Origin of the sequence: Streptomyces sp. SID1328 (assembly GCF_009865595.1) — a bacterium.
Classification (GTDB): Bacteria; Actinomycetota; Actinomycetes; order Streptomycetales; family Streptomycetaceae; genus Streptomyces; species Streptomyces griseoluteus.
In genome coordinates, this window is sequence record NZ_WWKH01000386.1 from 1 (window position 1) to 11,640 (window position 11,640).

Sequence of the window (11,640 nt, forward strand, 5' to 3'; positions counted from 1 at the left end):
GCCCATCCTCCCGATCGTCACCGTGCCGGACCTGGACGCGGCGGTGGACTTCATCAACGACCGCAACAAGCCCCTCGCGCTGTACGTCTTCACCGACTCCGACACCACCCGCGACCGCATCGCCGCAGAGACCTCCTCCGGCGGCCTCGGCCACGGCCTCCCCCTCGCCCACCTCACCGTCTCCGACCTCCCCTTCGGCGGTGTCGGCGAGAGCGGCATGGGCAGCTACCACGGCCACTACTCCCTGGAAACCTTCAGCCACCGCAAGGCGGTACTGAGCAAGCCGCTGGCCTAGGGCGTGGCGGCGGACCACGTCACGCAGCTCTGTTGGGCCACAACTTCCCTCCCCCACGCCCCCGGACGGCAATTTCACAGCGACGCGAACGCGCTGACACCGCCCGTGAATGCCACTAGCTTCCTGGCTTGAGTTCATGCCTTCGCATGAGCCGACAGGGGAGGGATGTTCGGTGTTTTCCAAGAAAGTGCTGCCCAGAGGGCTCGGTAGAGCGGCGGCCGCGGTGACGGCGCTGACGGTCGTCGGCGTGATGGGTTCGGCCACCACCGCCAGTGCCGGAGCGAGTTGCGGTGTCGGGGGATGTTCGTCCTCCGTGAACGACACCGCCCTGGGCGCCACCGCGCTCAAGAACTGGTGCCGTTCCGGTGACAGCACCGGCTCGTGGACCGCCACGCAGCCGACCTGTTCGAGCGACGGCGTGGCGCAGACCACGTACTACCTGTCGCCCAACGGGGGTCACACCCCGTACAAGGAGGACTAGGACACCCTGCGCATCGACGCCGGGTACTGCTACAAGGTCAAGTTCATCATCGACCTGGCCCCGGACTTCACCAAGACCTACGACCGCCGGGGCACGTCGGCCGCCTATGTGAAGGCGGCGGACAACGCGGACGCCCACGTGGTCGGCCAGAGCTCCAGCTCCTGTCCGTGACCGTGCGGGGCGGCGAGTAGGCACCGTCGGCGGACGGCCGGTGATCCGTCCGCCGATGGCGGTCAGTGGACAGCGACCCGCCTCTCTTCGTGCGGAGTCGCCTCGTGCCTCCGCACCGACGGCACCGTAAGCACCACCCCCACCGCCGTCACCTGCCACAGCACCCCGAACCCCAGCAGCCGTTCCGCGCCCACGACTCCCGACACCGGTCCGGCGAGCGCCAGCCCGAGCGGTCCCAGGGCGAAGGCACCCAGACTGTCGAACGCGCCGATACGCCCCCGCACCTCCGCCGGGATGTCCCGCTGGATCACGGTAGCGGCGAGAGTGGTGCAGACGGCCGCGCCGTTCCCCGCGACGAAGGCGGCGCCCGCCACCCACGCGAGCGGCAACCCCATGGCCAACGCGGCCACAGGAACGGCCCACCCGGCGGACGCGGCCACGGACCAGGTCAGCCCCCGCCTGGGATTCCGGCCGAGCAGCAGCAACCCGCCGACGATCGCCCCGACGCCCTCCGACGCCAGCACCAGCCCCCACGCCCGTGCCCCACCGAGCCGCCGCTCGGCAATGGACGGCCCGAGCACCAGGAACGGCGCCCAGAGAAAGAAGTTGAAGAGGCCGATGTGGAGAGTCGTGACCCACAGCCAGGTACGCGAGGTGAACTCCCGCCAGCCGCGTCCCAGTTCACTGACCAGCCCCCGCCCGCAGGCCGGGACCCGCGCCACCGGCAACCCCACCAGCGCCACGACACTCACGCCGTAACTCACCGCGTCGACCGCCACCACCGTCCCCGCGTCGAAGGCGGCGACGAGCAACCCGGCGAGCCCCGGCCCCACGATCGAGGTGACCGGCCGAGCCATCCCCAACAGGGCGTTGGCAGAGGCGAGTTCATCCTCCGGGACTAGACCGGGAACCAGTGCCGACAGTCCCGGCATGAACCCTCCCTCGCCCAGGCCGAGGAGCACCGCCAGCACAACGACTTCCCAGAGACGCGCGCTGCCGGTGAGCAGCAGCAGGGCCAGCACAGCCTGCGAGCCGAACCGGAGCGAATCCGCAGCCAGCATGACCGTACGGGCCCCGCGCCGGTCGGTGAACACACCCCCGAGCAGCAGCACGACCAGTACGGCGAGAATCCGGACCGCCATCACCCCGCCGACGGCATCGACCCCGCCACCGGGAAGCCGCAGGACGGCAAATGTCGCGGCGATCGTGTTCATCCCTGAACCGAGCAGCGAGGTGGTCTGCCCCAGCAGGAAGCGCCGGAACCGGGCATGCCGCAGCACGCGCAGCCGGTGGGTACCGAGTGTCATGAATCCGCACCTTGCCTCCGCCGAGCAATTCGCCGCAAGGGTTTCCGCGAATAAACACCGCCCCTTTATAAAAAAGCTCTCTCCGAAGCGGATTGACGCAGTAAATGGACTCCATTTACTGCAACACGCCTGATGGTAAGGTCATACAGCGCAACCCAAGAAGGTGTCCGAAGAACTCATTTACTGCGGGTGGGTGACATGAGCGAGGACCAAGCGGTCCCAGTCGAATACGGTGCCGCCGTCGACCGCTACCTGGCCGCAGCAGCGGGCCTCGGCCCCGCGTCCCGCCGTATCTACCGCATCTCCCTGCTCGGCTGGGCCTGGCCCCTGGTCGGCCGGCGCACCCCCGCCGGCCGCGCCCGCAGAGGCACCCATCCCCCGTCCGTCCCCCTTGCCCTGCTGGACGACCCGGAGATCCCGAAACGCCTGCGCCGAGCCCTGACGGACCGCTCCACCACCACACAACCGACCACGCTCATCCGTGAGTTGGCCTGCTTCCGTGCAGCCACGGCATGGTGGCTGGCCCAGGGCTGGATCACCAGGGACCCGGCCCTCGGCCTGGCCCCGCCACCCGCACCAGCCCCGCCCCGGCTCCCGGACCGCGCCCGAGCCGCCCTGGCCCTGAGAGCACCCCTCAGAGAGCTGGCCTTCTGGTACTTCCTGCACGAGTCCGGAGCCCCCGTGGAGCAGGTACTCGCCCTGGACATCGGCCACTTGGACCTCCCGGCGCGCCGTACCCGGCCCAGCGCGTCAACCCGCCTGAGCTGGGGCGAGGGCACGGCCCGGCTCCTCCCCCTCCTCCTCGCCGGCCGCACCGCGGGCCCGGTGTTCGTCACCGCCCGCCGGGCCCCCGCCACCACACCCCCCGCCGACCGCTGCCCGGTGACCGGACGTGGCCGTCTCTCCTACCGCCGGGCGGCGGAACTCTTCACCGCCGCGACCAGGCCGCTCGACCCGTCCGGATCCGGCTGGACCCTGCTGTCCCTGCGCGACCGCGACGGAACCGCGACGCCCTGACCTACCCCGGCCCGTCCAGCACCACCCTCAACTGGTGCAGCCGTACCGCCAGATGGAGCCCCAGCGCGGAGTCCGCCGAGCGCCAGTCGTCACCGAGGAGGGCCGTGACGCGGTCCAGGCGCTTCAGGAGGGTGTTGGTGTGCACATGGAGGGCATGGGCGGTCCGGCTGAGGTTTCCGGAGTGGGCGAAGTAGGCGGCGACAGTGCTCACGAGGTCGGTCGAGCGGCGCCGGTCGTAGTCGAGGAGGGGTCCGAGGGAGTCGGTGACGAACCCCTCCAGCTCCTGTGCGCGCCGGGGGTCGAAGACGAGCCCGTACATCGCGTACCGCCGTGTCGTGGCGCTCCGGTCGGTCTCGCCGAGGCTGCGCATGACGTCCAGGCAGCGGACGGCCAGGGTGTAGGAGTGCGCGCGGTCGTGCCCGGTGACCCGGTCGGCGACCACGAGCACCGGGGTACCGAGCCTGCGACGCAGCCGTTGGTGCAGTGTCCGTACCGCGGCCTCGGGGTCGTCGGCGCGGAGCAGCATCGTCGCCCGGCCCAGGTATTCCCCCGCGAGGCCGGAGAACTCCGCCGAGAAGGCGTGCAGTTCGCGCACGACGTCGGCGGTGGACCGGTCGTGGCAGTCGGCCGTGACCAGGACGTCCAGCCGGTCGACGTCGACGCCCCGGGCGAGCGCGCGGTCGCGCAGCGCCGGATGGACGGGCTGAAGCGGCGGGTGGGACAGCAACTCCGTGAGCAGTTCGCCCCGTACCCGCTCCTCGGCCTCCACGCGGGCGTCCCGCAGGAGCGCGAGCAGGCCGGTGATCTGGGCCGAGCGCTCCAGCATCCGGACGTCCGCCGACTCGGTGACCGCCCGCCGCCGCAGCGACAGGGAGCCGAGGTGGCTGCCCCCGGCCTGGATGGCGGCCACGCTGAGGACCGTACCGTCGGCTCCCTCGCCGTGGACGCACCGGCCGGTCCGGCGCGCTTCCGCCAGCAGCTCCTTCTCCAGGCGCGGATCCTCCCCTGTGGTCACCGCCCCGGCGGACCGCGTGGCCACGACCTCGTCGTCCCGGTCCCGGATGGTGACCACGCCCTCCAGATGGTCGACCAACGACTGCGCGATGTCACCCGGCCCGCCCCCGGCCAGTACCACATGGGTCAGCGCCTCGTGCACGGCGGCGGCCCGCTCCATGGTGGCGACCTGGTCCTCGATGACGCGGTAGGCGTCCTGGAGCCGCTGGAGCGCCACTCGGCTCTCGTCGTACAGCCGGGCGTTGTTGAGGGCTGTCGCGGCATGGTCGGCGAAGGCGCTGAGGAGGGCGACCTCGTCCTTCTCGAAGGGGCGCTCGGTGCGGTCGGCGGCGAAGAGGACGCCGATCACGCGGTCGCCGACCAGGAGGGGGACGCCGAGCAGTGCCACGAGCCCCTCGTCGGAGACGAGCCGGTCGAAGACGGGATCACGGTGGAAGCCGTCGGCGCGGCGGTAGTCGCTCACCCAGACGGGCGCCCTGGTCTCGATCACCCAGCCGCCGAGCCCGGCCCCGGCGGGCATGCGCGCGGAGGAGAAGTCGGACGAGATGGTGCCGGCCGACGCGCTGAGGGCGAGAGCGCCGCCCGTGTCGCGGAGCGAGAGGTAGACGAAGTCGCTGCCGATCAGCTCGTGCGCCTCCCGGACGATCGACGGCAGCACCTCGTCGACCTCGCCCAGCACGGTCAGCGAGCGGGCCGTCGCGTACAGGCTGCTCAGCTCGCGTTCGCGGCGCAGCCGGTAGGCGGCGAGTTCGCCCTGGCCGCCTTCGCCCGCCGGCTCGGAATCGCTCTGTGCCATCGCTTGCCTTCAACGGAAAGGGAGGTGGTGGATTCACCCACCCCTGAGGTGCGAGGAGTGTAGCGAATCCCCATCTCCCAAAGCGCTTGCTCAGCCCTACTCTCGCCCCACACAGAGCTGTGGCACATGTCCCGACCGGCCGGCGGGCGCCCCCGCACATACCCCTGACCAGAACCGGAGGGATGCCTCCCATGGCCTCATCCGCGCAGGCCCACGTCCAGGGCAACGGCTCCGAGCCCGCCACCGCGCCCGTACGCCGTACCAACTGGAAGCTGCTGGCGGCCGGGCTGACCGGCAGCTCGATCGAGTGGTACGACTTCTTCCTCTACGGCACGGCGGCGGCGCTGGTCTTCCCGCACGTCTTCTTTCCGCACTCGTCCGCGTTCATGGGCACGCTGCTGTCCTTCAGCACCTTCTGGGCGGGGTTCGTGGCCCGGCCGCTGGGCGGGCTGCTCGCCGGTCACTTCGGTGACAAGCACGGCCGCAAGCCCACGGTCGTGGCGTGCCTGATCGGCATGGCCACCGCGACGTTCCTCATCGGCTGTCTGCCGAGCGCGGCGAGCGTCGGGGTGCTGGCACCGGTGCTGCTGGTGCTGCTCCGCTTCGTCCAGGGCGCGGCGGCGGGCGGCCAGTGGGGCGGCATCGCGCTGCTGCTCACGGAGTCGGCTCACCCCAAACGCCGTGGCTTCGCGGGCACGTTCGGCCAGACGAGCGTCCCGGTCGCGGTCATCATCGTGAACCTCATCTTCACCACGACCGGCTCGGTCATCTCGAGCGACGCGTTCCTCGAGTGGGGCTGGCGCATCCCGTTCCTGCTCAGCGCGGTCATGTTCCCGGTCGTCCTGCACATCCAGAACAAGGTCGAGGACACCCCGGACTTCCGCGAACTCCAGGAAGCGGCCGCCCGCAGGCCGGAGGCGAGCGTGGTCCGGGCCCCGCTGACCGAGGCCGTACGCCGCAACTGGCACACCATCCTGCTCGGTTGCGGCACCCTGTCCGCCACCAACAGCCTCTTCTACGTGAGCATCACCGGCCTGCTCAGCTACGGCACGACGACCCTGCACATGGACCGCGACTCCCTGCTCACGGTCACCCTGCTCAGCTCGGCCCTGATGGCCGGGATACTCCCCTACGCGGGCCACCTCTCCGACCGCTTCGGCCGCCGCAAGCTGGTCCTGGTCGGCGGACTCGGCGTGGCCGCATGGGCGTTCCCGTACTTCGCCCTGGTGAATACGGCCTCGGCGCCGCTGGTCTTCGTCGCGATCACCGGCGGTTTCCTCTTCCAGGGGCTCACGTACGGCCCGATGGCGGCCTTCCTCGGTGAGCTGTTCGCGCCCAACGTCCGCTACTCCAGCGCCTCTTTGGCCTACCAGCTCTCCGCCATCGTGGTCAGCGGCGGTACGCCGATCCTGATGACCGCCGTCATCGCGAAGACCGGGACGACCACGCTGGTCGCCGCGTACATCACCCTGATGGGCCTGATCACCTTCGCCAGCGCGTGGTTCCTGCCCGAGACGAACCCGGCCGAGGTGCGCCGCGACCCCGACGTGCTGCCCGGAGCGCAGCTCTACTCCTGACCGGCCGGATTCCCCAACGACGAGGAGCCACAGTCATGTTCACCCCCGAACCGGGCTTCCCGCTCGGTGACGTCCCCGCCGCGTACGCGGCCGAACGCCCCGACTCCGTGGCGGTCCGCGCCGGCGACGCGGAACTGACCTGGGAGGAGCTGTACCGGGCGAGCGACGCGGTCGCACGCGGCCTGAAACTCTCCGGCGTCGCGCGCGGACACATCGTCCCCCTCATGCTGCCCAACGGCCTGGACGTCGTGGTGGCGGCCTTCGCCTGCCTCAGACTCGGCGCGGTACCGCAGCCCTTGTCGACCAGGCTGGCACCGGCGGAGGAGCGGGCGATCCTCGCGCTGTCCGAACCGCCGGTCGTGATCGGCCTCCAGGAGGGTGCGTCCGACCGCTCCACGACCGTGGCCGAGCTGCGCCGGCTGGGCGCCGGTGAGGGCGAGCTGACCACCGTGATCGGCCCTTCGTGGAAGGCGCCCACCTCGGGCGGATCGACCGGCCGGCCGAAGATCATCCTGTCGGGGGCGGAAGGGGCGTTCAACCCCTTCGACATGGAGGCATGGGGACTGCGCCCCGGCGAACAGTCCCTCGTCACCGCCCCCGTCCACCACAACGCCCCCTTCTCCACGGCGATGACGACGCTGTTCAACGGCGGCACGGTCACGCTCCTGGAGCGGTTCGACGCCGAGCGGGTGCTGTCCGAGGTCGAACGGCACGCGATCACCTGGGTGTACCTGGTGCCGACCATGATGCGCCGCATCCTGGCCCTCCCGGAACCGGTCCGCGCCCGCTACGACCTCTCCTCCCTCGTCTCGGTCTGGCACTGCGCCGAACCCTGCCCGCCCGCGACCAAGCAGGCGTGGATCGACTGGCTGGGCGCGGACCGGATCTGGGAGCTGTACGCGGGCACCGAGGCCCAGGCCGGCTGCACGATCTCCGGCACGGAGTGGCTGGCGCACCGGGGGTCGGTGGGCCGTCCCGCCTGGGGCGAGATCAAGATCGTGGGTCTGGACGGCACACCGGTCACCGAGCCCGGAGTCCCCGGTGAGATCTTCATGCGGGTCGCGGAGGGCAAGCCGCCCGCCTTCCGGTACCTGGGGGCCGAGGTCCAGGAGACCGACGGCTGGTCGACCCTCGGCGACATCGGCGAATTCGACGCGGACGGCTATCTGTACCTGCACGACCGCCGGTCCGACATGCTCCTGGTCGGCGGGGTGAACGTCTACCCCGCCGAGATCGAGGGCGCTCTCACCGAACACCCGCACGTCCTGTCCAGCGCGGTCATCGGCCTGCCGGACCCGGACCGGGGCAACCGCGTCCACGCCATCGTGCAGATCGAGGAGGGGCGTACGACCACCCCCGAGGAGATCACCGACTTCCTGGCCACCCGGCTGTCGCCCCACAAGCGGCCCAGGTCGGTCGAGTTGGTGACGGAACCGCTGCGCAGCGCGGCCGGCAAACTCAGGCGCTCGGCCTTGCGTGCGGAGCGCCTGAACTAGTGGAAACGGTGGGAGTGGGCGAAACCGGTCTGGCGTCCAGGTCACGCGGTTGGCCGGGCGATCCGGGTGCGGCGCCCGGTGGTCATTCCGGACGCTCACTCATTCGGCCGACGGGTGGAATCACCGCAAATCAATTTCCGGGACTTACTCTGCGAAAACCCCCGTCGGCGCCCACTCCATCGGAGATCAGAAATGCATGACCAGCAGAATGCGAAGGAAGTCCCCCGGCGTCAATTCGTCGCGCTGTCCGGTGCCCTCGGTGCCGCGGCGGTCCTGACGGGCGCGGCCGCGACGGCCGGCGGTACAGCGGCGGCGGCGAGCGGTGTCGACGCTGGTCCGACCCCCGACTCGTGCCCCACCACGCCTCCCCCGGGCGGCACCAGCTCGTGCCCGCCCACCAGCCTCCAGGGCATTTGCGGCCGGCCCACGGACAACGACCCGCTGTGGCACGACGTCCAGTACTGCACCAGCGGGATCGTCCCCCCGCCGCCACAGACCAAGCCGGACTGTCTGAAGATGACCCCGAATTACATCGTGCTGCACGGAAAGCCGGAGACGACGCACAATTATCTCCTGCTGCCGACGTGCCGAGTCACGGGCATCGAGTGCCCGTTCCTCGTGACCAGCGGGCCGCCGAACTACTGGCACGAGGCGTGGGAGAACGCCCGCAGCGGCGGCGATGTCCCCGTGCAGTACCCGAACATCGGCCTGGGCATCAACTCGCAGACCGCCCGGCGCTACAACCAGCTCCACATCCACATGGCCGGCGTCCGGGTGAGCACGCAGCGGCGCCTTCAGGAACTCGAGTCGCAGAGCCGCATGGCCACGTCCCCCGCACAGTGGGCCAACCCGGCCAACCAGGCCGCCGTCACGGGCTCGGCGGGCGACCGTGTGTACCGCATCCTCCGGCTCCCCAACCTCCGGGACAACCTCTTCAACCTGCTCTACACGAACGTCGTCCGCCCCAACTCGCTGAACATGGCCGCCCAGACGATGATCGTGGTCCCGAAGATGACCGCCGCCGGGTTCGCCGGTGCCTTCTACGTCCTCAACAGCGACACGTCGATCCACGACGGCACGAGCACATGCGACTCCCTGCTCGTGTATAGCTGACGCACATGTGCCGGGCGACCACTACGGGTCGTCCAGCACCTCGGCGGCCCGCTCCTCCAGCACGCCCGCCAGGGCCGATGCGACCAGGGCGACTGTGCGGTCCTCGTCGCGGGCGAGTTGGCGCAGGATCTCCAGCGGGGTGGTTCCCTCCAGTTCGACGAGCGCCTGGATCAGACGAATCCGGGTCGCGGCATCGGCGGTGGGGGCCGCCAGCTGGTCGGCCAGGAGGCTGGTGATGCGGGTCGCGCAGGCGGGGTCCCGGGAGAGGGTGCCCAGGGCTTCGGCCGCGTCCACGTCGTTGGTGCCTTCCACGACCATGCGGACGAGCGTCGGCACGGCGGCCGGCACTCCGTGGGCGCCCAGCGCGAGGGCGGCTTGTCTGCGGACGAGGGCATCCGGGTCCTCCAGCCGGTCCGTGAGCACCGGAATCGCGCCCGGCACCTCCGCCATCCCGGCGATCGCCGTTACCGCGCGCCGCCGGATGCCGACGTCCTCGGAGCATGCGGCGGCAGCCAGCGCCGTCACGCCGTCGTCTCCGGTCCGCGCCAGGGCCCAGCGCAGCGCGCCCGCGACATGAGGGTCCGACTCGGTCAGCACAGCCCCGGCCAGCAGCTCCGCCGGAACCGGCACGCCCTCCGGCGGGGTGAGGACGGCCCGCTGTCTGCGGGCGGCGCTGGCCGAGTCGAGTTCCCGCATGAGTTCCACGACGCGGAGGACGTCCTGCCAGCCGGTGGGCGCGGAGGCGTCGATCACCCGAAGCCGCTCGAGCAGCTCCCGCTCACGCGCCAGGCGGTCCTCCGCCCACTGGATGAGGTCGCCGACCAGGGCGGACGGCGTGAAGGCCGGGTCCTCCAGCGCGCGCCCGATCTGCTTGAGCGACAGCCCGAGGGACCGCAGGCTCTCCACATGGAAGATCCTTCGGACGTCGTCGGCCGAGTACTCGCGATACCCGCCGACGGTCCGCCCGGTCGGCCGCACCAGCCCCAGGGCCTCGTAGTGCCGCAGCATCCGCGCACTCACCCCGGACCGCCGAGCCACCTCCCCAATGAGCAACGTACGTCCTCCTATGCCTCAGCCACCCCGCGCTCCGGACCGAGCACGACCGTACGCTTCGCCTCCTCGACCGCCGCGTCGAAACCGGCCTCCGGGTTCTGCCTCAGTACCTCGGTGGCGCGCGCGTGCGCCGCGACGACCGGGTCCGGGTGCTCGGCGGCCTCCGCCAGCGCGGGCCGGCTCTCCTCTCCGAGGCCGACCAGAGCCCGGCTCAGGCTCAACCGCACGTCACGATCACCACGCCCGAGCTGCCGGACCAGCTCGTCGGCCAAGGCCCGCGCCTCCCCCGCGGGCACAAGCACCACCGCCACACGCCAAGCGGTCCGTGCGACTTCGTCATCGGCGTCACGCAGGAGGTCACGGGTGATCCAGCCCCACGTGCTCTTGTCGTCGACCTTGGAGAGCGTGTGCAACGCCTGGCTACGGGCCTGACCGCAGTCGGAGCCCAGTTCCACTCGGAGCCGAGGCAAGGTGATGTCCGGCGGGAGACGCGTCAACGCCCAGGACAGCATGTCTCGCACGAAGAAGTCGGGCTCTACGGCACACCGCTCGACGAGAGTCTCCAGGAAGACGGGATCGGCACGCGAACCGACCGCCATGGCTGCCTGAAGCCGAACCGACGTGTCCTTGGCACCCATGGCCTTGACCAGATGAGTGTGCTGAGCGGTCATGTCGATGGGGACCACCTCCAGCACCCCAGTGGAAACCTTGCCACTGTGTCAGGGTCAAGTGCCTGCCATCTGTCCCGGTCCGAGCCGCCTGCGCAGCGCTTCGTTGCTCACCGTCTCCGGTATGTCGGGGTGCGGGCCGGGGGTGGCCGACCAGGACGAGCGCGCCGGCCCGGCGGACCTCGACGCCGTTGACCGCCTGTGCGACGAACGCCCGTTGGAGATCTCTTTGAAGCGCGTGCGGGTCCTCACGAGGGCGGCTTGGGCCGGTCGACCCAGTGCGTGGCGCGTTACCAAAACCCCGGTAAGGGCCTGATACGCCAACTCGGTCGCCATGGTGATGGATCGACAGGTAGCCGCGCAGGCACGGCTCCCGGTGATCACGGAGTGTCGAATTCGCTGACCACCGCAACGGAAGACCGTGCCTGCCGGGCTGGGCCAACTCGCCGGATCTGCTCTGGACGAGGGCGGTAACCAGGGCCTGGCTCAGTGGTTCTCTGCCCCTGCTTCCTTGTCGGCCTGTTGCTTCTCGGCGGTGACATAGCTGTTACGGCCTGTGAAGCCGCCCCGGCGGGCGGCGCCTCCGCCCGAGGTCGGCGAGCCCCGACGGCCGGCAGTGGCGGGCGCCGCGGCGCGTAGCCTCGGGGCCAGT

General features: G+C 70.7%; 10 protein-coding genes. 6 read left to right on the top strand and 4 right to left on the bottom strand.

The features are described from left to right. The coding region (locus tag GT030_RS11425) for an aldehyde dehydrogenase family protein (RefSeq protein WP_161201001.1) at positions 1 to 295 on the top strand (295 nt) is incomplete at its 5' end. Positions 296 to 608: 313 nt separating this feature from the next. Continuing rightward, complete coding sequence (locus GT030_RS11430) at positions 609 to 776, top strand: hypothetical protein (protein WP_161201002.1); 168 nt, start codon at positions 609 to 611, stop codon at positions 774 to 776. 233 nt (positions 777 to 1,009) lie between these two features. Here the strand turns inward: GT030_RS11430 and GT030_RS11435 are convergent, their stop codons facing one another. Further along, a complete protein-coding gene (locus GT030_RS11435) occupies positions 1,010 to 2,254 on the bottom strand; it encodes an MFS transporter (protein WP_161201003.1) in 1,245 nt (414 codons plus the stop codon). Between the two features lie 198 nt (positions 2,255 to 2,452). Here GT030_RS11435 and GT030_RS11440 point away from each other — a divergent pair, with 198 nt between their 5' ends. Next, a complete protein-coding gene (locus tag GT030_RS11440) occupies positions 2,453 to 3,271 on the top strand; it encodes a hypothetical protein (protein ID WP_161201004.1) in 819 nt (272 codons plus the stop codon). 1 nt (position 3,272) lies between these two features. On the opposite strand, the gene GT030_RS11445 is transcribed toward GT030_RS11440, so the two are convergent. Next, positions 3,273 to 5,081 (bottom strand): GAF domain-containing protein, encoded by a 1,809-nt coding sequence (locus GT030_RS11445; protein ID WP_161201005.1) that lies wholly within the window; start codon positions 5,079 to 5,081, stop codon positions 3,273 to 3,275. Between the two features lie 191 nt (positions 5,082 to 5,272). Here GT030_RS11445 and GT030_RS11450 point away from each other — a divergent pair, with 191 nt between their 5' ends. From GT030_RS11450 to GT030_RS11460, 3 genes are all read left to right on the top strand, one after another. Beyond that, a complete protein-coding gene (locus tag GT030_RS11450; RefSeq protein ID WP_161201006.1) occupies positions 5,273 to 6,658 on the top strand; it encodes an MFS transporter in 1,386 nt (461 codons plus the stop codon). A gap of 35 nt (positions 6,659 to 6,693) precedes the next feature. Beyond that, on the top strand, positions 6,694 to 8,154 hold the full coding sequence (locus tag GT030_RS11455; RefSeq protein ID WP_161201007.1) for an AMP-binding protein: 1,461 nt from the start codon (positions 6,694 to 6,696) through the stop codon (positions 8,152 to 8,154). Between the two features lie 192 nt (positions 8,155 to 8,346). Beyond that, entirely contained in the window at positions 8,347 to 9,267 is a 921-nt protein-coding gene (locus tag GT030_RS11460) for a CDP-diacylglycerol diphosphatase (protein WP_161201008.1), read from the top strand. Positions 9,268 to 9,288: 21 nt separating this feature from the next. Here GT030_RS11460 and GT030_RS11465 read toward each other — a convergent pair whose 3' ends face one another. Together GT030_RS11465 and GT030_RS11470 are read right to left on the bottom strand one after the other, a co-directional pair. Beyond that, the gene (locus tag GT030_RS11465) at positions 9,289 to 10,320 is read right to left on the bottom strand and encodes a MerR family transcriptional regulator (protein WP_161201009.1); all 1,032 of its coding nucleotides are present in this window, start codon (positions 10,318 to 10,320) and stop codon (positions 9,289 to 9,291) included. 11 nt (positions 10,321 to 10,331) lie between these two features. Continuing rightward, entirely contained in the window at positions 10,332 to 10,991 is a 660-nt protein-coding gene (locus GT030_RS11470; protein WP_202459975.1) for a HEAT repeat domain-containing protein, read from the bottom strand. Positions 10,992 to 11,640: the final 649 nt, after the last annotated feature.